Here is a 22,291-nt window from a genome sequence, read left to right on the forward strand (position 1 = left end):
GACCCACACCGTCCACCGTCCGGGCAGGGAAGGAGGGTGCCGTGCAGGTACCCGCTTCGTTCGAGTACCAGCGGGCGCAGAGCGTGGAGGAGGCCCTGGAACTCCTGGGGCGCTTCGGCGAGGAGGCAAGGGTCCTCGCGGGAGGGCACAGCCTGCTCCCCATGATGAAACTGCGTCTGGCCGGGCCGGAGGTGCTCGTCGACATCAACGACCTCACCGAACTCGACCACATCGACGAGACCGGCGGCGAACTGCGGGTCGGGGCCCTCACCCGGCACCGCACCCTGCTGGAGTCGCCGCTGGTCGGCCGGCACTTCCCGATCATCCACGACGCCGAGCGGGTGATCGCCGACCCGCCGGTCCGCAACCGCGGCACCATCGGCGGCTCGCTGTGCCAGGCCGACCCCTCCGAGGACCTGTCGGCGGTGTGCGCGGCGCTGCACGCGGTGGCCGTGATCCGCGGCGTGGACGCGGAACGCACCGTCCCCATGGCCGACTTCCACCGCGGCCCGTACGAGACGGCGGTCGGCGCCGGGGAGATGCTCACCGAGGTGCGCTTCCCCGTACGGCCGCGCTCCGGCAGCGCCTACGAGAAGCTGGAGCGCAAGGCCGGCGACTGGGCGGTGGCGGCGGCCGGGGTGGCGCTCTGCCTGGACGGCGGGCGCATGACGCACGTCGGGGTCGGTCTGGCGGCGGTCGGCGCCGACGGGCTGCACGCGGAGGCGGTGCAGGGGCTCCTGGAGGGCCGTGAGCCGTCGCCGGAGCTCGTCGAGGAGGCCGGACGCGTGGCGTCGGCGAGCTGCTCGCCCGTCACCGACGGTCGCGGGAGCGCGGACTACAAGCGGCACCTGGCCGGAGAACTGACCAAGAGGGCCCTGCGGCGCGCCGTCGCCCGGGCCGCCGCCCCGGCCACGGCCGCGAAGGAGGGATGACGGACGTGCGGATCACGGTGAACGTCAACGGCGAGGACCACACCCGTGAGGTGGAGGCCCGCCATCTGCTCGTCCGCTTCCTCCGTGACGACCTGGAGCTGACCGGGACGCACTGGGGCTGCGACACCAGCAACTGCGGGACCTGCGTGGTGCTGATGGACGGCGAGCCGGTCAAGAGCTGTACGGTCCTGGCCGCCATGGCCGAGGGCCACGAGGTCCGCACCGTCGAGGGGCTGGCGGACGGGGACCGGCTCGACCCGGTGCAGCAGGGCTTCATCGAGGAGCACGGGCTGCAGTGCGGCTTCTGCACCCCGGGGATGATGCTCAGCGGCCGGGCGCTGCTGGACCGCAACCCCGACCCGACGGAGGACGAGGTCCGCGAGGCCATCTCGGGGCAGCTGTGCCGGTGCACGGGCTACCTCAACATCGTCAAGGCCATCCGGTGGGCCGCCGCCCACGAGTCCGCCGGCCGTGAGGAAGCGGGGAGCCAGGCATGACCACCGTCGAGGAACCCGCGGGCCCGGCAGCTCCCGGCGCGCTCGCCGCCCCCGCCGCCCCCGCCGAGGAGCGGCCGATCGGCTTCGGCCGGATGAAGCGCAAGGAGGACCCGCGCTTCGTCCGCGGCAAGGGCCGCTACGTGGACGACGTGAAGCTGCCCGGGATGCTCCACGGGGCGGTGCTGCGCAGCCCCTTCGCGCACGCCCGGATCGTGTCCGTCGACACCTCAGCCGCCGAGGCGCACCCCAAGGTGAAGGCCGTGATCACCGGGGAGACGCTGGCCGGGCTGGGCCTGGCGTGGATGCCGACGCTGTCGATGGACAGCCAGGCGGTGCTCGCCACCGACAAGGTGCGCTTCCAGGGCCAGGAGGTCGCCTTCGTCGTCGCCGAGGACCACTACGCGGCCCGTGACGCCATCGAGCTGATCGACGTGGACTACGAGCCGCTCGACCCGGTCGTCGACGCCCGCCGCGCCCTCGACCCGGCGGCGCCGGTCATCCGCGACGACCTGGAGGGCCGTACCGACAACCACATCTTCGACTGGGAGGCCGGCGACCGGGCCGCCACCGACGAGGTGTTCGCCGGCGCTGACGTCGTCGTCGAGCAGACGATGCTCTACCCGCGCGTGCACCCCGCGCCGCTGGAGACCTGCGGCGCGGTGGCCTCCATGGACCCCGTCGACGGCAAGCTGACGCTGTGGACGACCACCCAGGCGCCGCACGCGCACCGCACCCTGTACGCGATGGTCGCGGGGCTGCCGGAGCACAAGATCCGGGTCATCTCCCCCGACATCGGCGGCGGGTTCGGCAACAAGGTCGGCATCTACCCCGGTTACGTGTGCGCGGTCGTCGGCTCGATCGTCACGGGCCGGCCGGTGAAGTGGGTGGAGGACCGCTCCGAGAACCTGATGAGCACCTCCTTCGCCCGCGATTACCACATGACCGGGCAGATCGCGGCGACCCGCGAGGGGCGGATCCTCGGGGTGCGCGTCAAGGTCCTCGCCGACCACGGCGCCTTCAACTCCACGGCGCAGCCCACCAAGTACCCGGCGGGCTTCTTCCACATCTTCACCGGTTCGTACGACATCGAGGCCGCGCACTGCGAGGTCACCGGCGTCTACACCAACAAGGCGCCGGGCGGGGTGGCCTACGCCTGCTCCTTCCGCGTCACCGAGGCCGTCTACCTGATCGAGCGCATGGTGGACTGCCTCGCCGCCGAACTCGGCGCCGACCCGGCGGAGCTGCGGATGCGCAACCTGCTACGGCCCGAGCAGTTCCCGTACCAGAACAAGACGGGCTGGGAGTACGACTCCGGCGACTACCCGGCCTGCCTGCGCAAGGCGATGGACCTCGCGGGGTACGAGGATCTGCGCCGTGAACAGGCGGAGAAGCGCGAGCGCGGCGAACTGATGGGCATCGGGCTGTCGTTCTTCACCGAGACGGTCGGCGCGGGCCCGCGCAAGCACATGGACATCCTGGGCCTGGGCATGGCCGACGGCTGCGAGCTGCGCGTCCACCCCACCGGCAAGGCCGTGGTGCGGCTGAGCGTGCAGACGCAGGGCCAGGGCCACGAGACGACGTTCGCGCAGATCGTCGCCGAGGAACTGGGCATCCCTCCCGAGGACATCGACGTCGTCCACGGCGACACCGACCAGACGCCGTTCGGCCTGGGCACCTACGGCTCGCGTTCCACCCCGGTGTCGGGCGCGGCCGCCGCGCTGGTGGCGCGCAAGGTGCGCGACAAGGCGCGGATCATCGCGGGGGCGATGCTGGAGGTGTCCCCGGAGGACCTGGAGTGGACCAAGGGCCGCTGGTCGGTCAAGGGCGACCCGGCGATGACCCGGACGATCCAGGAGATCGCCCTGGCGGCGCACGGCGCGCTGGAGCTGCCGGAGGGCGTCGAGGGCCATCTGGAGGCCACGACGGTCTACAACCCGCCCAACCTGACGTTCCCGTTCGGGGCGTACGTCTGCGTGGTCGACGTCGACCCGGGCACGGGCGCGGTGAAGGTCCGCCGGTTCATCGCGGTGGACGACTGCGGGACGCGCATCAACCCCATGATCATCGAGGGGCAGGTGCACGGCGGCCTCGCGGACGGGGTCGGCATGGCCCTGATGGAGTTCATCGGCTTCGACGAGGACGGCAACTGCCTGTCCGGCTCCTTCATGGACTACCTGCTGCCGACCGCGCTGGAGGTGCCGGCCTGGGAGCTGGGGCACACCGTCACGCCGTCCCCGCACCACCCGATCGGCGCCAAGGGCATCGGCGAGTCCGCGACGGTCGGCTCGCCCCCGGCCGTGGTCAACGCGGTGCTGGACGCGATCGGCGTGCGCCACGCCGACATGCCGCTCACACCCGGCCGGGTGTGGCAGGCGATGCGGCACGGCCAGGTCGAGGCGCCGCAGTGAGCGGGGCTCCGGCGCTGGACGAGCGGATCGCCGAACTCACGGCGCGGCACGTCCCGTTCGTCCGGGCGACCGTGGTGCGCGCCCGCCGCCCGGCGAGCGCGCGCCCCGGCGACACCGCCGTGGTGCTGGAGGACGGCAGGATCGAGGGGTTCGTCGGCGGCGTCTGCGCGGAGGCGACGGTCCGCGCGCAGGCGCTGCGGACGCTGGCGAGCGGCGAGGCGTTGCTGCTGCGGATCTCCCCGGAGGCGGCCGAGGATGACGCCGCCGGGGCGGCGGAGGCCGAGGAGGGGGCGCTGAGCCTGCGCAACCCGTGCCTGTCGGGCGGCGAACTGGAGATCTTCCTCGAACCCCGGCGCCCCGTCCCACGGGTCCTGGTACTGGGCGACACGCCCATCGCCCGCGCCCTGGCCGGCTTCGGCCCCGCTCTCGGCTACGAGGTCGCGGGGCCCCCGGCCGGGGGGTTCGACGCGGAGGCGCTCGCCGGCGTCCACGCGGTCGTCGTGGCCTCGCACGGGCGCGAGGAGGAGGCCGCGCTGACGGCGGCGGTGCGCGCGGGGGTGCCGTACGTCGGCCTGGTGGCCAGCCCGCGGCGCGGGACGGCGGTGGTCGGCGGGCTGGACCTGACGCGCGAGCAGCGCGAGGCGGTCAGGACGCCGGCGGGCCTGTGGATCGGCGCCCGCACACCGGGCGAGGTCGCGCTGTCCATCCTCGCCGAGGTGGTCGCCTCGGTGCGGGGCGGGGACGGGAGGCGGGGCCCGGCCGCCGCGGCGGTGCCCGCCGGCGGGCCGGCGGGCGGGGAGGGCGCACGCACCGCGCTCGACCCCGTCTGCGGGATGACGGTGGCCGCCGTGCCCGGCACCCCGTACTCCGACGCCGGGGGCGAACGCCGCTGGTTCTGCTGCGAGGGCTGCCGCACCGCGTTCGAGGCCGGCCGCGGCGACCACGCGGAGGCGCGGTGAGCACGTTCACCGAGCGGCGCGTCCCGGACCCGGCCGGGCTGCGCCGCGCCCTCGACGAACTCGGCTACCTCGCGGACCCCGGGCTGGTCACGGCGCTGTTCCTGGCGCTGCGGCTGCCGCAGCCGCTGCTGCTGGAGGGCGAGGCCGGGGTCGGCAAGACGGAGGCCGCGAAGGCGCTGGCCGAGGTGCTGGGCGGACCGCTGGTGCGGCTGCAGTGCTACGACGGCCTCGACGCGGCGGAGGCGCTGTACGAGTGGAACCACGCGCGTCAGCTGCTGGGCATCCGGCTCGCCGAGTCGCGCGGTGAACGGCTGGCCGAGGCCGACCTGTTCACGGAGGAGTACCTGCTGCGGCGCCCGGTGCTGACCGCGCTCACCCACCCGGGCCCGGAGCCCGCGGTGTTGCTGATCGACGAGATCGACCGGGCGGACGACGACTTCGAGGCGTTCCTGCTGGAGGTGCTGGCCGAGTCGGCGGTGACGATCCCGGAGGTCGGCACCGTCCGGGCGGTGGTGCCTCCGGTGGTGGTGCTCACCTCGAACCGGACCCGCGATCTGCACGACGCCCTGAAGCGCCGCTGCCTCTACCACTGGATCGACTACCCCGACCCCGAGCGCCTGGTGCGGATCGTCCGCCGCCGGGTGCCGGGGACCTCGGCGGAACTCGCGGAGGCGATCTCGGCGGCGGTGCGGCGGCTGCGCGGCCTGGGGATCCAGAAGGCCCCGGGCATCGCCGAGAGCATCGACTGGCTCGCGGCGCTCGCCCTGCTCGGCGTGCGGCGGCTGGACGCGGAGGCCGCCGGGGCGACGCTCGGCACGCTGCTGAAGTACCGGGAGGACCAGGAACTGGTGCGGGAGCGGGGCCTGGAGTGGCTGGTGGGCAGCGGCCGTGACGCCTGAACCGGCGTCCGCACCACCGGTGGGGCCGCCGCTCCCGCGGTTCGACACGGCCGAGTTCGGCGGCCGGCTCGGTGAGGCGCTGCGCCGCGCGGGCCTGCCGGTCACCCCCGACCGGACGGTGTGCTTCCTGCGGTCGCTGCGCCTGGTGCCCCCGGTGGACCGCGAGGCGCTGTACTGGGCGGCGCGGCTCGCCTTCGTCACCGACCGGGAGCTGATCGTGCCCTTCGAGGGCGTCTTCGAGGCCGTCTTCGGCGGGCTCGGGGGCGTACCCGCGGAGCGCGGCGACCTCGCCGGCGCCCCGCCGGGCGCCGGCGAGGAGGGCGTGCGGGCCCCGTCACCCGGCGCCCGTACGGCACCGGGCCGGCCCCCCGCCGGCGCGGGTCCGGTACGGGTGGCGGGCACCTCCCGCACCGGTGAGGACGCGGACGGCACCACGGGGACGGTGCCGACGCTGGGGAGCACCGCGGAGGTCCTCGCGCACAAGGACTTCGCCGCCCTGGAGGCCGCGGAACTGGCCGGCCTGGACCGGCTGATGGAGCTGATCGCACTGCACACCCCGCTGCGCAGGACCCGGCGCCGCGACGCCGACCCGCACGGCCGGCGGGTGGACCCGCGCCGCACGCTGCGCGCGATCCGCGCGACGGGACTGGAACCCGTGCGCCTGGCCCGGTCGCGCCACCGGACGCGGCGCCGCCCGCTGGTGCTGCTGTGCGACGTCTCGGGCTCGATGGAACCGTACGCCCGCGCCTACCTCAGGCTCTTCCCCCGCGCGGCGGCGGTGGGCGTCGCCGCCGAGGCCTTCGTCTTCGCCACCCGCCTGACCCGGCTCACCCCGGTGCTCCGCCACAGCGGGCGGTACGGGGTGGACGCGGCGCTGCGCCGGGCCGGGGCCGCGGCCTCCGACTGGTCGGGCGGCACCCGGATCGGGCACGCGCTGGCGGAGTTCAACGACCGGTTCGGGCGCCGGGGCATGGCACGCGGCGCGGTCGTGGTGATCTTCTCCGACGGGTGGGAGGGCGAGGACCCGCGGGCCGTGGGGCGCGAGGCGGCCCGGCTGCGGCGGCTGGCCCACCGCGTGGTGTGGGTCAATCCGCGCAAGGCGGCCCCGGGGTACCGCCCGCTCGCCGGCGGCATGGCGGCGGCCCTCCCCCACTGCGACGCGTTCGTCAGCGGCCACACCTTCGCCGCGCTGGCGGAGGTGGCGGAGGCGATCGGCGGGAGGACGTACCGGGACGGGCAGCGCAGCGCGAACCGCGGGGGAACCCGAACACGCCGAAGTGCGGGGGGAAAAGAAAGGGAATGGGGAAGCGGACGGGGGCCGGGCTGACGGGAAATGACGACCCCGGCGGCCCGGCCGCCGTTCTCACCTTCGTTCGCTGGTATTTCAGTCCCGGTATTCGCGGGAATCGCGGTACGGGTCGTCCTGACCGCCTCCGAATGCCTCGAAACGCGAGGCGGGTGCCGGGACGTGATAAGTCGCCGGCTCCGCCTGGCGCGGGGCTTCGGGGGCCGGACGGTTCTCGTGCGGCAGGGGCGTGAATTCCTGCCGCGGCGCCGTTCGGGCGTTCCCGGCGGCCGCGACGGGATTGACCAGGACGGCGAAGAGGACGAGCAGCACCTCGATGCCGAGGCCGATGATGAGCGGCGCGACGAGGGCGATGCCGGTGACGCCGTCCCTGCTCGCGATGCCGGTCACGCTCCGCACCGTGACGGCCGTCATCCCCGTGTAGTGCATGCCGCTGATGGCGATCGCCATCACCAGCGAGGCGCCCACCGTCGCGCGGGGCCCGGTCACCCGCAGGGTGAACCACAGCGCCGCGGTGGCGGCCACCACCGCGATGACCAGGGAGAGCACCACGAGCGCGGTCGTGTAGTCGAAGGTGCCGGGGAAGCGCAGGGCGGCCATGCCCAGGTAGTGCATGGCGGCCACGCCGATCCCCGCGCCGACGCCGCCGACGAGCAGCCCGCCCCAGGAGCGCCTCAGGCCGGCGACCAGCATGCCGACGCCCACGATCACCACCGCCACGACCAGGCTGAGCACGGTCAGCGGCACGTCGTAGCGGAGTTCCACGCCGTCGACGGAGAAGCCGAGCATGGCGATGAAGTGCATGCCCCAGATGCCCGAACCGAGCGTCAGCGCCCCGGCGGCCAGCCACGGCCAGCCCTTGCCGAGACCGCGCGCGTGGAAACGGGCGGCGCAGGCGAGTCCGAGGCCCGAGCCCACCGCCGCCATGACGTAGGCGAGCAGGGGGTAGAAGGCGTGCGAATACAGATGTTGCTGGTGCCCCACGAATGAACTCCCCACCTGGCACGGACGGCGGGCGTCATGAGCGCGGACCGGGCCGGCACCATTGCCTGCTGTCCCCGTCGGCACGCCGTCCAGGAATGCGGCACCGGACGATCCCGCAGTGAATGACTGCGCGGACCTCACCCGTACGGCCGATGCTTGAACCTTATATTAAGTTCTCCGCAGTGTCGCGCAACCACGAAAGCGGAAACGTCGCGTTCCGGCCCGGATAATTCTCGCCGACCGGAATTCGCCTCGAACTCCCCACCGGAATCCGGATGTTGGCCTCGCCGTGCGGCCGCCCGGCTCGCTCTTCCGGAGTCCGTCCGCGGTTCAGGGCCGTGCGCGGTGCCGGAGGGTGCTCGCGTACGCGCGCAGGAGGGTGAGCAGGGCGGGGCCCAGCGGACGCGGCGCGGGCCGCCGGGCCAGCGTCGCGCCTGCGCGCTCCGCGCCGCGCAGCCGGTGGCCCTGGAGCGTGATGAGCGCGCGCACCATGGGGCGGTTGGGCCCGGGAACGAGGTCCACCAGTCCGCGCGCACCGGCGAGGCCCGCCCGGACCAGCCCGGCCTGCTCACGGACGAGGGCCGAGACCTGCTCCGGGCGCGGCTCCGGTCCGGAGTCCCCCTCCAGCGCCGCGCGGTCCAGGCCGTGGCGGGCGAGCGCGTCCTCGGGGACGCCCAGCCGCCCCTCCGCGAGGTCCTCCGCCATGTCCTCCAGGAAGTCCAGGCGCTGGGCGGCCTCGATGAAGGTGCGGCAGGCGGCGCGGTAGGCGTCGAAGCCGCCGTCCGGCGCGAGCAGTCCTGCGACCAGGAGGAAGGCGGGCAGCGAGTACGCGTCGACGTAGGCCTGGAAGTCGTCCTCGGTGGCGAAGCCGCGCCACTCGGCGTCGGCGGGGGCGGCGACGAGGTAGTCCGCGACGATGCCGCGCAGCACCGGCCGCCGGGTGACGGTGTGCGCGAGGGCGCGCGTCAGGGCGTCCGCCGGGTCGGCCCCGGCGAGGGCCGCCCTGACCTGCTCCTCCCATGCCCCGAAGGCACGGCGGCCGTCCGCACCCCGGTCCAGGAGGTTGTCGCCGTGGTGCATGAAGGCGGTGGCCGCGAGGGCGTCGGGGACGAGCGGCGCCGGCAGCAGCAGCCGCACGGCCGCGTACGAGGCCCGGTCGAAGCCCGCGACCACGCCGCGTTGCGCGGTGTACGCCTCGCGCAGGGCGGGGTCGGTGATGCCGGCCCGGTCGAGGGTCTTCCGCCAACTGGTCATCGCGCCGCCCCACTCCCGTCGTCCGCCGGCCGGACACCACCGATGATCACCCAAACGCAGAAAAACCCGCAAACTCACTGGCGTGATCCCGCCGCACCCCCGCTGACCTGCGCCACCCCCCTTCCGGGAGCGGGCAGAAACGGGCGTACTCCGCCCTTGTACGGGCTGACCGCCCCGCTCCCCCCGGCGGTATAAATCTCGGGCGGGCAGAAACGGGCGGCCGATGCCCGAACGGCCATGACGGAACCGGGACCAGGGAGGTGCGGCCATGCGCGGCGACGAACGGCAGCACAGGATCCTCGCGCTGGTGCGGCAGGCCGGACGGGTGGAGGTCACGGCGCTGGCCGCGGACTTCAAGGTGGCACCGGAGACGATCCGCCGCGACCTGAGCGAGTTGGAGCGGCGCGGACTCGTCCGCCGTACCCACGGCGGGGCGTACCCCGTGGAGAGCGCCGGCTTCGAGACCGACCTCGCCCGCCGCGAGACCCACCAGGTGGAGGGCAAGCGCCGGATCGCCGCGGCGGGGGTGAAGCTGCTGGGCGAGGCGGAGACCGTCTTCGTCGACGAGGGCTACACCCAGCAGTTGCTGGCGGCGCTGCTCCCCACCGACCGGCCGCTGACCGTGGTGACCGCCTCGCTGCCGACCGCGGCGGCGGTCGCCCAGTCCCCCGAGACCACCGTGCTGCTGCTCGGGGGCCGGGTACGGGGCCGCACCCTGGCCACCGTCGGCTCCTGGGCCACCCAGATGCTGTCCTCCTTCGTCATCGACCTGGCGATCATGGGGGCCAACGGCATATCCCGCGACTTCGGCCTGACCACCCCCGATCCCGTCGTCGCGGACGTCAAGGCGCAGGCGGTGCGCTCCGCGCGGCGCCGCGTGCTGGTCGGGATCCACACCAAGTTCGGCGCCTCGAGCTTCTGCCGGTTCGCGGAGATCGGCGACTTCGAGACGATCGTCACCGACACGGGCCTGCCGGCCCCCGAGGCCCACCGCTACTCGCTGCTCGGCCCGAACGTCATCCGCGTCTGACCCACCGCACCTCCGTCCAGCCTGCGCGCGAGCCGCCGCAGGTCGCCCCGGCACACCCCGAAGCGCCCGGCACGCCGGCGCGCCGCAGGGTTCCCCCTCACAGGAAGGCCTCCCCATGCCCAGGACCGACACCGACCGCGGAAGGGCGCCACGGCGCCGCCCCACCGTCCCGCTCACCGCACTCGGGGCCTGCGCGGCCCTGCTCGCCACCGGCTGCGCCGGGGCGGGCGGCAGCGGAGGGGACGACGGGGGCGGCGGCGCCTCCGTGAACGTCCTGATGGTCAACAACCCGCAGATGCTGGACCTGCAGAAGCTGACGGCTTCGGACTTCACCAAGAGCACCGGCATCAAGGTCAACTTCACCGTGCTGCCGGAGAACGACGTCCGCGACAAGATCAGCCAGGAGTTCTCCAGCCAGGCCGGCACCTACGACGTCGCCTCCATCAGCAACTACGAGGCGCCGATCTACGGCAAGAACGGCTGGCTGGCCCCGCTGGACGACACGGTCGCCAAGGACCCGGACTTCGACCAGGCGGACGTCCTCCCGTCGATGCGGGAGAGCCTGACCGGCGCCGACGGCAAGCTCTACGCCGAGCCGTTCTACGGCGAGTCGTCGTTCCTGATGTACCGCAAGGACCTGTTCGAGGCGAAGGGCCTCACCATGCCCGAGCGGCCCACCTGGCAGCAGGTCGCCGACCTCGCGGCGAAGGCGGACGGCGCCGAGTCCGGCATGAAGGGCATCTGCCTGCGCGGACTGCCCGGCTGGGGCGAGGTGATGGCGCCGCTGACCACCGTCGTCAACACCTTCGGCGGCACCTGGTTCACCAAGGACTGGCAGGCGCAGGTGAACGCGCCCGCCTTCAAGGAGGCGACGAAGTTCTACGTCGACCTGGTCCGCGAGCACGGCGAGGCGGGCGCGCCGCAGGCCGGCTTCGCCGAGTGCCTCGGCGCCTTCCAGCAGGGCAAGACCGCCATGTGGTACGACGCGACCTCGGCCGCCGGGATCCTCGACAGCGCCGACTCCCCCGTCGCCGGCAAGGTCGGCTACGCCCCGGCCCCCGTGGTGAGGACCGACAGCTCCGGCTGGCTGTACACCTGGGCCTGGGGCATCCAGAAGGCGAGCAAGCGCCAGGACGACGCGGCGAAGTTCGTGGCCTGGGCGTCCGGCAAGGGGTACGAGGAGCTCGTCGGCAAGAAGCTCGGCTGGGCCCGCGTCCCCGCGGGCAAGCGCACCTCCACCTACGAGAACGCGGACTACCTCAAGGTGGCGGGCCCGTTCGCCAAGGCCACCGAGGAGGCGATCGCAGGCGCGGACCCGCGCGACCCCGGCGTCCAGCCGCGGCCCACGCTCGGCATCCAGTTCGTCGACATCCCCGAGTTCCCGGACCTGGGCACCAAGGTCTCGCAGGAGATCGCCTCGGCCATCGCCGGGCGCACCTCGGTGGACGCCGCGCTGGACAAGTCCCAGCAGCTCGCGGAGAAGGTCGCCGCCCAGTACCGGAACGGGTGATTCGGCCATGACCGGTACGTCGAGCACCGTGACCGAGGAGGTGCGCGGCCGGGCGGCGGTCCGGGCGGTGCCGGCCCGCGCCGCGGGCCCCGGCCGGGCCGCGGCGTGGGCCCGCCGGGCACCCCTGATGCCGGCGCTGGTGTTCATGGTGGTCGTCACCCAACTGCCCTTCGTGGCCACACTGGTGATCTCCTTCATGGACTGGAACGCGCTCTACCCCGACCGGCGCGGCTTCACGGGACTGACCAACTACGCCGACGTGTTCGGCGACGCCGACCTGCGGGCCTCCGTGCTGACCACCGTCTGGCTCACGGCCGGCGTCGTCCTCGTCAGCCTCCTGCTGGGACTGGGCCTGGCCCTCCTGCTCGACCGGCGCTTCCGCGGCCGCGGGCTGGTGCGGACCCTGCTGATCGCGCCGTTCCTGCTGGTCCCGGTCGCGTCGGCGCTGCTGTGGAAGCACGCCCTCTACAACCCCGAGTACGGGCTGTTCAACGGCGCGCTGACCTGGCTGTGGCAGCTGTTCGGCAGCGAACGCCCGCCGCAGCCGGACTGGATCACCTCGATGCCGCTCGGGGCCATCGGGGCGTCGCTGGTGTGGCAGTGGACCCCGTTCATGATGCTGATCCTGCTCGCCGGGCTGCAGAGCCGCTCCACGGAGGCGGTGGAGGCGGCCCGGGTGGACGGCGCGAACGCCTGGCAGGTCTTCCGCTTCCTGACCCTGCCCCACCTGCGGCGCTACCTCGAACTGGCCGCGCTGCTGGGCTCGATCTACATCGTGCAGAACTTCGACGCGGTCTTCACCCTCACCTCGGGCGGCCTGGGCACCGCCAACCTGCCGTACACGATCTACGAGTCCTTCTACAAGGCGCACGACTACGGACGGGCGTCGGCGGCCGGCGTCGTCGTGGTCGCCGGGACCATCGTCGTCGCCACCCTCGCGCTGCGCCTGGTGTCGACGCTGCTGAAGGAGGAGTCCTCATGAGCGCCGTGGCCGCGCCCGGTGTCCGCAGGCGTCGTTCCGGCTCCCTGTGGGGGCTGGTCGCCTGGGCCGCCGCCCTGCTGTTCGTCCTGCCGATCGCCTGGATGGTGCTGACCTCGCTGCACAGCGAGACGGACGCCGCCACCAACCCGCCCTCCCTCGGCGCCGGGCTCACCCTGGACGGCTACCGCGAGTTCTTCGGCGCCTCGACCGGCGCGAGCCCCTGGCCCGCCCTGGTCAACTCGGCCACGGCGAGCCTGGTCTCCACCCTGCTGGTGCTGGCACTGGCGGTACCGGCCGCGTACGCGCTGTCGATCCGGCCCGTCCGCACGTGGTCCGACGTGCTGTTCTTCTTCCTGTCGACGAAGATGCTGCCCGCGGTGGCCGGACTGCTGCCGGTCTACCTCGTGGCGCAGGACCTCGGGCTGCTCGACAACGTCTGGCTGATGGTCCTGCTCTACACCTCGATGAACCTGCCGATCGCGGTGTGGATGATGCGGTCCTTCCTCGCCGAGATCCCGGTGGCGATCCTCGAGGCCGCCGCGATCGACGGCGCCGGGCTGCCGGCCGTCTTCCGCCGCATCGTCATCCCCGTCTCCGCCCCCGGCATCGCCGCCACCTCGCTGATCTGCTTCATCTTCAGCTGGAACGAGATGCTCTTCGCCCGGGTGCTCACCGGTGTCCGCTCGGTGACCGCGCCGGTCTTCCTCACCTCCTTCGTCACCAGTCAGGGACTCTTCCTCGCCAAGGTCTGCGCCGCGGCCGTCGTGGTGTCCCTGCCCGTCCTCGTCGCCGGATTCGCCGCCCAGGACCGCCTGGTCCAGGGCCTGTCACTGGGAGCCGTCAAGTGAAGGCAGTCGTCATCGCCGAGCCCGGGAAGATCGAGCTCGCCACCGTCGAGGACCCCGCCCCCGGGCCTCGTGACGTGGTGGTCGCGGTCGCGGCCTGCGGGCTGTGCGGAACCGATCTGCACATCCTGCAGGGCGAGTTCGCACCGACGCTGCCGATCGTGCCGGGCCACGAGTTCGCCGGGGAGGTGGTCGCGGTCGGCTCGGCCGTCACGGAGGTGGCGGTCGGCGCCCGGGTCGCCGTCGACCCCTCACTGCACTGCGGCGAGTGCCACTACTGCCGCCAGGGCCGCGGCAACCTGTGCGAGCGGTGGGCCGCGATCGGGGTCACAGAACCGGGCGGCGCCGCCGAGTTCGCCGTCGCGCCGGTCGCCAACTGCGTGGTGCTGCCCGACCACGTGGCGACCGCCGACGCGGCGCTGATCGAGCCGCTGTCCTGCGCCGTGCGCGGCTACGACGTGCTGCGCACGCGGCTCGGCGCCCATGTGCTGATCTACGGCTCGGGAACGATGGGCCTGATGATGCTGGAGCTCGCCAAGCGCACGGGCGCCGCGAGCGTGGACGTCGTCGACGTCAACCCCGAACGGCTCGCCACCGCACGCCTGCTGGGCTGCGACAGCACGGCCGCCTCGGCCGAGGAGATCCTCCGCCCGCGCGGCTGGGAGGTCGTCGTGGACGCCACCGGCAACGCCGCCGCGATCCAGGACGGGCTGCAACGGGTCGGCAGGGGCGGCACCTTCCTGCAGTTCGGGGTCGCCGACTACGCCGCCCGCGCGGTCATCGAGCCGTACCGGATCTACAACCAGGAGATCACCATCACCGGCTCCATGGCGGTCCTGCACAGCTATGAGCGGGCCGCCGAACTCTTCGCCGCCGGGGTGCTCGACCCGGGGGTGTTCATCAGCGACCGCTTCCCGCTCACCGACTACCCGCAAGCCATCGAACGCTTCAAGGCGGGCATCGGCCGCAAGATCCTGGTGCAGCCGTGACCAGGCCCGTGACCGCGCCCGGCACCCTGGTCGCCGGCGAGGCGCTGACCGACGTGGTCGTCGGGCCCGACGGGTCAGCGCGGGCCCACCCGGGCGGCAGCCCGGCCAACACCGCGCTCGGGCTCGCCCGGCTGGGGCACCCGGTCACCCTGGCCACCCGCATCGGCCGGGACCCGCACGGCGACGCACTGGTGGAACGGCTGACGCAAGGTCGGGTGCGGCTGCTGCCGGGGTCGGTCGTCCATGCCCCCACCTCCACGGCCAGGGCCGAACTCGACGGCGACGGCAGCGCCGCGTACCGGTTCGACATCGTGTGGGACCTGCCCCCGGTCGGACCGTCCGACGTGCCGGGGCACCTCCACACCGGTTCGATCGCCACCGCGCTCGAACCGGGCGCCGGACGGCTGCTCGCCCTGGTCGCGGCGGTCCGGCGCCGTGGGCACACCGTCTCGTACGACCCGAACCTCAGACCCGCGCTGCTCGGCCCGCCCGAGACCGAACGCCCGCGCGTCGAACGGATGGTGGCGCTCGCCGACGTGGTGAAGGCCAGCGAGGAGGACCTCCGGTGGCTGCACCCGGGACGCGATCCCGCGGAGGTCGCGGCCGGCTGGGCGCGCGGCGGTCCGCGCCTGGTCGTCCTCACCCGGGGCGCGGCGGGCGCCGAGGCCCACTGGGGCGCGGACGGAAGGCACCGCGTCGCCGGCCACCGGGTGCACGTCGTCGACACGATCGGCGCCGGTGACGCCTTCATGGCGGGCCTGCTCGCCGGCCTCCTCTCCGCCGGGCTGCTCGGCGGGACGACGGCCCGGCGACGGCTGCACGCGGCCGAGGACGGCGGACCCGTGCCGGAGGCGGTGGCCGGTGCCCTGGAACTCGCCGCGCGGGTCGCGGCTCTGACCTGCGGGCGCGCCGGTGCGGACCCGCCGTTCCTGGCGGAGGTGGCGCCCGCCGTGTGATGATCCGGCCGACGGCACTCCCACGCACCGAGGGGCGGTACGACGATGTGGCCGCGGGTCGACGGAATGCGCTCCAGGGAACCGGGCACGGCCGACGCGCTGCGGGACGAGCTCGACTCCCCGGTCCTCGCGGGCCGGAGGACCGCGACGACCGGGCTGCTGTCCGAGTACGTCGAGGAGACCGAGGGCCTGGAGTTCGTCGGCGAGCGGCCGGCCCTGCTGGACCGGGAGAGCCGCTGCGTCGGCGTCATCGAGGTCGGCCGCGTGGAGGTGACGTCCTTCGCCGAGGTGACGTGGGAGCACGCCGCCGCCGAGGGCGACGCCTCCCTCGCCGACTGGCGCGCCAGGCACCGCCGTTCCTGGGAACGGGCGGGCACTCCCGTCGAGGACGCGACGCCCGTGGTGTGCCGGGCGTTCCGGCTCGTCACGGCGGGCGGCTGAGCGTGCGGATCCGCGTCGAGGCGCACGACCTGCCGGGGCGCACCTTCGGCGGCCACTGCGGCGTCCACGTCGCCGTGCAGCGCCGCGCCCGTCCGGCGGAACCGCTGGACCCCCGTCCCGGAGACGCGGCGGAGGCGACGTGGGACCTGGACTGCCGGGTCCGGGAGACCCCGGACGGGCCCGACGTCACGGGCCCCTGGATCCAGGGCGGTCCGGGCGCACGCTTCGTCTACCTGTCCTGGGGGACGGTGGCGGGGCCCGGGGACTTCACGATGTTCCGCCGCGCCAAGCTCATGCTCGACGGCGTCGAGCCCGGCATCCTGCGTACCGCCGTCCGGTCCGGGACGCTCATCGGGCGGCTGGGCCTGACCGACGCCCGGGGCGGGCCGCTCTGCGCGGCCGTGCGTCCACCGCTCGTCACCTGGTCGGCGGGGACGCCCGACGCGGGGGGCCGGCCGGACTGACCGAGGTCATCGGGACTGGAGAACGGGACCACCACCCCGCCGGTGGGCGCGCCCACGGTCCGCACGACCGCTTACGCCTTCCCACCGGCGCCGGGCAGTGGTCCCGCTCGGTCACTCGGGGTCCGGGCCCCTCAGTCCTCTCCCCTGACGATGTTCCAGTCCTTGCCGCTGTCGGGCTCCCGCTGCGGCGGATTGCCCCGGCCCTCCTTCAGTACAGCAGGCCGGCACGTACGTATCTGCTGGTCTCGGGGGATGCGGGTGATGGTCGGGTGGCCGTTGCGTGTGTCCACGGCTGGGCGCCTCCTCATGTCTTCTCGAAACCGCATACCCATTCGAACGTGATTTACACGACATACATTCCGGATCTGGACATGTTCGTCCGGGGCATCCGCACGGTGTCCGGCGCCGGTCGCACTGCGCACCGGCCCCGGCACCGGCCGTGTCCGCCGTCCCGCGGACGGGACCACCCGTCGAGGTGCGGCTGCCCCGCACGGCGCGGCGGAAACCGCCCGGGCACGCGGGATCAGCGGGTGGGGTGCCACTCGGCCAGCAACACGGTGGCGTCGTCGTCGAGGCGGCCGTGCCGGTGCGCCAGGACGGCGTGGACGAGTCGCCGCAGGACTTCCGGCGCGGGGTCGCCGAGCGCGGTGGCGTGCACGACGTAGTCGGTGAGGCGCCGCTCGCCGAAGTCGTCGCCGCCCTCGGCGCGGGACTCGGTGACGCCATCGGTGTGGACCAGGACGCGGTCACCGGGTTCCAGGCGCGTGGAGTGGACGGTGCGCGGCCGGCCGCCGTAGTCGGGGCCGAGGCCGAGGGGCAGCTCGGCCTCGCGTTCCAGGGCACCGGTGACGACGTGCCGGGCACGGATCAGCCGGGGCGGCGGGTGGCCGCAGTTCACCCAGGCGAACTGGCCGCTTCGGACGTCAAGATCGGCGAAGACCGCGGTGGCGAGCCGGTCCGGGATCCACTTGGCGAGCGTCTCGTCCACGGTCTTGACGATCTCGCCCAGGTCGACGCCGGCCCGCCGGGCCGCGCGGCAGCCGGCGAGCGCGACGGCCGCGGTGAGCCCCGAGGCGAGGTCGTGGCCCATCGCGTCGAGGACGGTCAGGTGCAGGTGGTCGTCGTGGAGGCTGTGGTCGAAGGCGTCGCCGCCGATCTCGTACGCGGGTTCCAGCACGGCGCTGGAGGTGACCTCTCCCGTCCCGAGGGTCCGCGGCGGCAGGAACGCCCACACGAGCTCCGCGGCGGTGGTCATGGGACGGCTGCGGACGAGCCGCAGCAGGTCGTCGCTGAACCCCGACTTCGAGACCAGCGCCAGGGTCGTGACGTCGGCGAGCGCCCGGCAGCGGGAGAGCAGTTCGGGGTCGATCCGGTGGGCGGTGACCTCCATGACGCCGACCCGCTCCACCCCGTCGACGAGGGGGAGCCACATCGTGATCCGGTCGTCCCGCTCGCTCAGGCGCAGCGAGACCGTCCGGTAGGCGGCACCCGCCGGCGTGCCGTCGACGGCCACGGCGCGGCGGGCTCCGGAGCCCGGCTCGCCGGACAGGGGCACGAGCCGGGCCTGCTGGACGTCGGCGAGCAGGACCGTGACGTCGTCCAGGCCCACCTCGTGCGCGGCACGTGCGAGGGTGGCGCCCCAGTCCTCCGGGGCGACCTCGTGCGAGCGTTGCAGGAGTCCGCTGAGCAGGGTGCCGAAGCCGGTGTCGTCCACCGCCACCATCGCCTGTCGGTGCGCCGCCCCCATGGCGGGGCCGGAACGTGGGGTCCCCTGCCCCGGGCGCCACGCCCGAAACATCGCACCGCCCCTGACCTGCGGCTCCACGGGGGACCGGCACGCACGGGCCTCCCCGGATCGCCTACAGCCGCCGGTTCCGCAGAACGTCATATTCCAGCAAATCGAGTGCCAAAACGGGCGTGCCGCACCTCGTCGGGCACGCCGAGGCCCGAGGCTTCTCGTGTCCCACCCGTCACGGGTGCCCACGGCACCCGCGGAGACAGGAGTCGATCCATGCGCGTTTCCCGTTTCGTTGCCGCGGTCGGTGTGGCCGTGGCCGTCGTCCTGGGCGGTGCGGCGGGCGCCGGTGCCGTCACGCCGGAGTCCTTCGGCGGCCACGGCACGCACGCCACGCACGGCGACCACGGCCGCGGTCACCACAGCCACCACGGCAAGCGTCATCACCACCGCTGGCACGGTCACCGCCTGCACCGTCACCACCACGTCGTCAACCACCACCGCCGCTGACCCGCGGCCCGGCCCGCGTAACCCCGGTGGCGCCCTCCGTCCGCACGGAGGGCGCCACCGGCGCGTGCGGACCCCGGCGCCGGGCGGGCCGTCGGGCGGTCCCGGTCGTCAGGCGTCCGGTCGTCAGGCGTCCGGTCGTCAGGCGGTCTGGGCGCTGCGCAGTGCGGCGTACGGCCCGCCGGAGCGCAGCAGTTGATCGTGCGCGCCGACCTCCGTGATCCTCCCGTCCTCCATGACGACGATGCGGTCCGCGTTGCGGATGGTGGACAGCCGGTGGGCCACCACGAAGACGGTGCGGTTGCGCACCAGGCGCTCCAGCGCCTGCTGGACGAGGGCCTCGGAGCGGGAGTCGAGGGCGGAGGTCGCCTCGTCCAGGACCAGCACGCGGGGGTCGCGGATCAGCGCCCGGGCGATGGCCAGTCGCTGCTTCTGCCCGCCGGACAGCCGGGCGCCCCGCTCCCCGACGACCGTGCCGAGGCCGGCCGGCAGCCGCTCCACGAACTCCAGGGCGTTGGCGGCCCGCAGGGCCTCCCGCACCGCCTCCTCGGGGACGCCCGGCATGCCGTAGGCGACGTTCTCCCGGATGGTGCCCTCGAAGAGGATGGACTCCTGGGGCACCACGGACACGAAACGGCGGTAGCTGCGCAGGTCCAGGTCCTCCATGTCGGCCCCGTCCAGCAGGATCCGGCCCTCGGTGGGGCGCAGGAAGCCGATGACGAGGTTGAGGACGGTCGACTTGCCGGCCCCCGAGGCGCCCACCAGCGCGACGGTCTCGCCCGGGCGGACGGAGAGCGAGAAGTCGCGCACCGAGTGGCCGGCGGCGTCGTCGTAGGTGAAGCCGACGCCCTGGAAGTCCACCCGCCCGCGCACGGCGGCCACCTCCGCCTTGCCCGCGTTCTGTTCCAGGTCGGGCGCCTGCAGCACCTCGCCGACCGAGCGCACCGACTCCAGCCCCTTGCTCACCACGGGGGTGAGGCTGAGCAGGGTGGTCACGGCGGCGGTCAGGGCGGAGAAGTAGGTGGTCAGCATGACCACGTCGCCGGGAGTGACGCCGAGCCAGCCGTGGTAGGCGGCGAGCGCGGAACCGAGCAGGCAGCAGACGCCGAGGACGTTGAGGACGATCCAGGCGAGGGAGCCGAAGCGGCCGTTGAGCCGGTCCAGGCGCAGCCCCGCGGTGAGCACCTGGCTGAGCGTGCCGTCGACCCGGCGCAGTGCGGCGGACTCCAGGCCGTGGGCGCGGGTGATGGGGATGAGCGTGGTCATCTCGGTGACCCGGGAGGAGAGTTGCTCCACCTCCTGGCGGAACGATTCGTTGGACTCGCGCAGCCGTCCCCGCAACCACATCACCAGCGCGGACGTCGCGGGCACCACGACCAGGAAGACCGGCAGGAAGGACGGTGCCTGCACGGTGATCACCACCAGCGCGCCCAGCAGCGTGGCGAGCGCGGACAGGCCCATGTCGCCGGTCTGCTGGACCGCCTGCTCGATGGCCTCGACGTCCCGGATGACCTTGGTCTGCAGGACCGCGGAGTTGACCTTCGTGTGGTAGCCGATGGAGAGCTGCTGCATGCGCTGGCAGAGCGCGGAGCGCAGCCGGGTGCCGGTACGGCGGGCGCTGCCGTACCAGCAGCGCACGTACAGCAGGTGGAAGGGGTAGTTGAGGAGCAGCATCAGCAGCAGCACACCGGTGCCGAGCAGCATGCCCGACAGCGGACGGTGCTGCACGATGACGTCGATGACCTGCGCGGTGACCAGCGGTGTCAGCCAGATCGGGGTGTGCTTGACCATGAACGCCAGCACCGCCAGGGCCAGTCGGCCGCGGTCGTGGCGGAAGAGGTAGGCGAGGGTGCGGATCGGGTGCTCACCGCGGTAGCGGTGGTCGAGCGGGCCGTGCGGCGACGCCATGCGGGGACTCCGGGGGCACGAGGGCGCGGGGTGATGAGACGGCGCTGGCTCATCGTCCGGTCACCGCGGAATCCTAGGCCGTGAGCGCTCCCACGGACACCGCGCGGGGCCCGCTGACCGGTCCCGGCCGACTGGGTGGCCGCTCCCGGGGCACACGGTGGGTGAAGGGGCGGCGCGAGGGCGCGCCCCCGGACCACTGGGAGGGCCGATGCTGGCCATCGTTGCGGCCGTCGTCTTCGCGGTCGCGTTCGTCATCAACGCCACCGGGACGGCGACGGAGGACGTGTTCACCCCGACGAGCCTGCTGCTGGTCGGGCTGACGCTGCTGGCCGCGCACCTCGGCGGGGTCGGCTCGGGCGCGGGCGGGCGCTGGTCGGGGTACCGCCGGCGGGGGCGCTGAGCCCTCGGGGAGGGAAACGGACATGACGCACCGTCGAGACACGGGGTCCGGGGCCGGGCCGGAGCGCCGCCCGGGTTTCACCAGTCCGGGGTTCTCCACGTCCGCCGACGTCCCCGGTCCGGACACCGGGGACGGCGCAGCGGTTCCGCCGCCCCCGCGGATCCCGGAGTACGAGGTCCCGGAGCCGGAGGTCGCGGTCATCACGGAGCCGGGCTTCGAGTCCCCTGGTTTCGAGTCCCCTGGTTTCGAGTCGCCCGGTTTCGAGTCCCCCGGCTTCGAATCGCCCGGCTTCGAATCGCCCGGCTTCGAGGGGCCGGGGTACTCGAGCCCCGACTTCACCGGCCCCGGGCCGGTGGGCGGCGCCGACCCCGCCGGCGCGGACCGGGACGAGGGCCGCTCATGACGCGGGCGGCACCGCGTCCGGCGTGGCCGCCGGGGAGGTGACCCCCATGCGGGCCCGGCTCTCCGCGACGAGCCGCTGGACGTTCCGCTCGACCTCCTCGGGGTCGAGGCCGAGGGCCTGGCCTATGTGCGCGGTCCAGACCTCGGAGCGCACGTTGGTCTCGAAGGCGAGGTCGGCCCGGATGTTGTCCCGGGCGGCCTGCCGGTTCTGACTGACCATGACGAAGGTGGAGAGGAAGATCGCCTCCAGGCTGACGATCATGGTGAGCAGCCCGAAGGGGTAGGGGTCGAATACCCCGCCCGGCCCGGCGAGTCCCTGGTTCAGCAGGATCCAGACCGTGAACCAGACGATGTGGACGTAGACGAAGGCCATCGAGCCGGCGAAGGCGGTGATCACGTCCGCGACCCGGTCCTGGGCACCCCTCCCACGGGCGAAGAGGACCCGCTCGTGCGGGGAGCGGACGACCGGGCGCGGCGGCGTGGGGACGGCGGTGCCGTCGGCGGGGGAACTCATGCCCCTCATTCTGCTTTCGGCCCGCCACGGCGACGGCACCGGGAAGCCGGGAAGAAACCGCGCCCTCCCTGCGTTGGCATGGGCGGATCAAGAACCGCCCGAAAGGAGGCGACCGGTGAAGGTACGTGCCTCGCTGCGTTCCCTCAAGAACGCCCCCGGCTCGCAGATCGTCCGCCGTCGCGGCCGTGTGTACGTGATCAACAAGAGGGACCCCCGCTTCAAGGCCCGCCAGGGCTGACCTCAGCGGGCCGAGCCCCGGAACACCACGGGCGCGGGGGGGTTTTTCCCCCTCAGGGGAAGGGGGGCCCCTTCCCTTCGTGTTCCCCCTTCCCCTTCCCGGGGAGGGCTAAAGGTAGGTCAAAGTGTTTT

The 22,291-nt window shown here is 73.7% G+C and carries 24 protein-coding genes; 18 read left to right on the forward strand and 6 right to left on the reverse strand.

The features are described 5' to 3' along the window. Positions 1 to 41 precede the first annotated feature (41 nt). From ACZ7MY_RS18070 to ACZ7MY_RS18095, 6 genes are read left to right on the forward strand one after another with little or no spacing between them, the layout of a single operon-like run. Positions 42 to 932, forward strand: coding sequence for an FAD binding domain-containing protein (locus ACZ7MY_RS18070; protein ID WP_499602896.1), 891 nt, complete (start codon positions 42 to 44; stop codon positions 930 to 932). Further along, positions 929 to 1,429, forward strand: coding sequence for a (2Fe-2S)-binding protein (locus tag ACZ7MY_RS18075; protein WP_499602898.1), 501 nt, complete (start codon positions 929 to 931; stop codon positions 1,427 to 1,429). Before ACZ7MY_RS18070 ends, ACZ7MY_RS18075 begins: the two co-directional genes overlap by 4 nt. Beyond that, complete coding sequence (locus ACZ7MY_RS18080; protein ID WP_499602900.1) at positions 1,426 to 3,837, forward strand: aerobic carbon-monoxide dehydrogenase large subunit; 2,412 nt, start codon at positions 1,426 to 1,428, stop codon at positions 3,835 to 3,837. Before ACZ7MY_RS18075 ends, ACZ7MY_RS18080 begins: the two co-directional genes overlap by 4 nt. Continuing rightward, on the forward strand, positions 3,834 to 4,796 hold the full coding sequence (locus ACZ7MY_RS18085) for an XdhC family protein (protein ID WP_499602902.1): 963 nt from the start codon (positions 3,834 to 3,836) through the stop codon (positions 4,794 to 4,796). Before ACZ7MY_RS18080 ends, ACZ7MY_RS18085 begins: the two co-directional genes overlap by 4 nt. Further along, positions 4,793 to 5,695, forward strand: coding sequence for an AAA family ATPase (locus ACZ7MY_RS18090; protein ID WP_499602903.1), 903 nt, complete (start codon positions 4,793 to 4,795; stop codon positions 5,693 to 5,695). Before ACZ7MY_RS18085 ends, ACZ7MY_RS18090 begins: the two co-directional genes overlap by 4 nt. Beyond that, positions 5,685 to 7,022 carry a vWA domain-containing protein gene (locus ACZ7MY_RS18095; protein WP_499602905.1) on the forward strand — a complete coding sequence of 446 codons (1,338 nt, stop codon included), beginning with the start codon at positions 5,685 to 5,687 and terminating at the stop codon, positions 7,020 to 7,022. Before ACZ7MY_RS18090 ends, ACZ7MY_RS18095 begins: the two co-directional genes overlap by 11 nt. 57 nt (positions 7,023 to 7,079) lie before the next feature. On the opposite strand, the gene ACZ7MY_RS18100 is transcribed toward ACZ7MY_RS18095, so the two are convergent. Both ACZ7MY_RS18100 and ACZ7MY_RS18105 read right to left on the reverse strand, forming a co-directional pair. Continuing rightward, entirely contained in the window at positions 7,080 to 7,985 is a 906-nt protein-coding gene (locus ACZ7MY_RS18100; protein WP_499602906.1) for an MHYT domain-containing protein, read from the reverse strand. A 330-nt stretch (positions 7,986 to 8,315) separates the two neighbouring features. Beyond that, positions 8,316 to 9,239 (reverse strand): squalene/phytoene synthase family protein, encoded by a 924-nt coding sequence (locus ACZ7MY_RS18105; RefSeq protein ID WP_499602908.1) that lies wholly within the window; start codon positions 9,237 to 9,239, stop codon positions 8,316 to 8,318. A 268-nt stretch (positions 9,240 to 9,507) separates the two neighbouring features. Here ACZ7MY_RS18105 and ACZ7MY_RS18110 point away from each other — a divergent pair, with 268 nt between their 5' ends. The 8 genes from ACZ7MY_RS18110 (at position 9,508) to ACZ7MY_RS18145 (ending at position 16,456) form a co-directional block, all read left to right on the forward strand. Further along, a complete protein-coding gene (locus ACZ7MY_RS18110; RefSeq protein ID WP_499602910.1) occupies positions 9,508 to 10,269 on the forward strand; it encodes a DeoR/GlpR family DNA-binding transcription regulator in 762 nt (253 codons plus the stop codon). A gap of 115 nt (positions 10,270 to 10,384) precedes the next feature. After that, the gene (locus ACZ7MY_RS18115; RefSeq protein WP_499602911.1) at positions 10,385 to 11,779 is read left to right on the forward strand and encodes an ABC transporter substrate-binding protein; all 1,395 of its coding nucleotides are present in this window, start codon (positions 10,385 to 10,387) and stop codon (positions 11,777 to 11,779) included. A gap of 7 nt (positions 11,780 to 11,786) precedes the next feature. Further along, entirely contained in the window at positions 11,787 to 12,761 is a 975-nt protein-coding gene (locus ACZ7MY_RS18120) for a carbohydrate ABC transporter permease (RefSeq protein ID WP_499602912.1), read from the forward strand. After that, a complete protein-coding gene (locus ACZ7MY_RS18125) occupies positions 12,758 to 13,609 on the forward strand; it encodes a carbohydrate ABC transporter permease (protein WP_499602913.1) in 852 nt (283 codons plus the stop codon). The genes ACZ7MY_RS18120 and ACZ7MY_RS18125 overlap by 4 nt, the downstream gene beginning before the upstream one ends. Next, positions 13,606 to 14,595, forward strand: a complete 990-nt coding sequence (locus ACZ7MY_RS18130) for a zinc-dependent alcohol dehydrogenase family protein (protein ID WP_499602915.1) — start codon at positions 13,606 to 13,608, stop codon at positions 14,593 to 14,595. Before ACZ7MY_RS18125 ends, ACZ7MY_RS18130 begins: the two co-directional genes overlap by 4 nt. Continuing rightward, the gene (locus tag ACZ7MY_RS18135) at positions 14,592 to 15,551 is read left to right on the forward strand and encodes a carbohydrate kinase family protein (RefSeq protein ID WP_499602917.1); all 960 of its coding nucleotides are present in this window, start codon (positions 14,592 to 14,594) and stop codon (positions 15,549 to 15,551) included. The genes ACZ7MY_RS18130 and ACZ7MY_RS18135 overlap by 4 nt, the downstream gene beginning before the upstream one ends. 66 nt (positions 15,552 to 15,617) lie before the next feature. Continuing rightward, on the forward strand, positions 15,618 to 15,992 hold the full coding sequence (locus ACZ7MY_RS18140) for an ASCH domain-containing protein (RefSeq protein ID WP_499602918.1): 375 nt from the start codon (positions 15,618 to 15,620) through the stop codon (positions 15,990 to 15,992). Positions 15,993 to 15,994: 2 nt separating this feature from the next. Beyond that, on the forward strand, positions 15,995 to 16,456 hold the full coding sequence (locus ACZ7MY_RS18145) for a DUF5990 family protein (RefSeq protein WP_499602920.1): 462 nt from the start codon (positions 15,995 to 15,997) through the stop codon (positions 16,454 to 16,456). A gap of 131 nt (positions 16,457 to 16,587) precedes the next feature. Here ACZ7MY_RS18145 and ACZ7MY_RS18150 read toward each other — a convergent pair whose 3' ends face one another. Both ACZ7MY_RS18150 and ACZ7MY_RS18155 read right to left on the reverse strand, forming a co-directional pair. After that, complete coding sequence (locus ACZ7MY_RS18150) at positions 16,588 to 16,746, reverse strand: hypothetical protein (protein ID WP_499602921.1); 159 nt, start codon at positions 16,744 to 16,746, stop codon at positions 16,588 to 16,590. A 233-nt stretch (positions 16,747 to 16,979) separates the two neighbouring features. Continuing rightward, complete coding sequence (locus ACZ7MY_RS18155) at positions 16,980 to 18,179, reverse strand: PP2C family protein-serine/threonine phosphatase (protein ID WP_499602922.1); 1,200 nt, start codon at positions 18,177 to 18,179, stop codon at positions 16,980 to 16,982. Positions 18,180 to 18,467: 288 nt separating this feature from the next. Here ACZ7MY_RS18155 and ACZ7MY_RS18160 point away from each other — a divergent pair, with 288 nt between their 5' ends. After that, entirely contained in the window at positions 18,468 to 18,701 is a 234-nt protein-coding gene (locus ACZ7MY_RS18160; RefSeq protein WP_499602924.1) for a hypothetical protein, read from the forward strand. Positions 18,702 to 18,839: 138 nt separating this feature from the next. On the opposite strand, the gene ACZ7MY_RS18165 is transcribed toward ACZ7MY_RS18160, so the two are convergent. Further along, on the reverse strand, positions 18,840 to 20,606 hold the full coding sequence (locus tag ACZ7MY_RS18165) for an ABC transporter ATP-binding protein (protein WP_499602926.1): 1,767 nt from the start codon (positions 20,604 to 20,606) through the stop codon (positions 18,840 to 18,842). A gap of 208 nt (positions 20,607 to 20,814) precedes the next feature. On the opposite strand from ACZ7MY_RS18165, the gene ACZ7MY_RS18170 reads away from it, so the two are divergent. Both ACZ7MY_RS18170 and ACZ7MY_RS18175 read left to right on the forward strand, forming a co-directional pair. Next, on the forward strand, positions 20,815 to 21,006 hold the full coding sequence (locus ACZ7MY_RS18170; protein ID WP_499602927.1) for a hypothetical protein: 192 nt from the start codon (positions 20,815 to 20,817) through the stop codon (positions 21,004 to 21,006). A 22-nt stretch (positions 21,007 to 21,028) separates the two neighbouring features. Then, positions 21,029 to 21,409: a hypothetical protein gene (locus ACZ7MY_RS18175; RefSeq protein WP_499602929.1), complete on the forward strand. Its 381-nt coding sequence runs from the start codon at positions 21,029 to 21,031 to the stop codon at positions 21,407 to 21,409. On the opposite strand, the gene ACZ7MY_RS18180 is transcribed toward ACZ7MY_RS18175, so the two are convergent. Continuing rightward, positions 21,404 to 21,922, reverse strand: a complete 519-nt coding sequence (locus tag ACZ7MY_RS18180; RefSeq protein WP_499602931.1) for a DUF1003 domain-containing protein — start codon at positions 21,920 to 21,922, stop codon at positions 21,404 to 21,406. The two genes, ACZ7MY_RS18175 and ACZ7MY_RS18180, sit on opposite strands and share 6 nt — an antisense overlap. 115 nt (positions 21,923 to 22,037) lie before the next feature. Between ACZ7MY_RS18180 and ykgO the strand changes: the two genes are divergently transcribed. Then, entirely contained in the window at positions 22,038 to 22,160 is a 123-nt protein-coding gene (gene ykgO, locus ACZ7MY_RS18185) for a type B 50S ribosomal protein L36 (RefSeq protein WP_018562490.1), read from the forward strand. Positions 22,161 to 22,291 lie beyond the last annotated feature (131 nt).

Source organism: Streptomyces sp. NPDC111520, assembly GCF_055635295.1.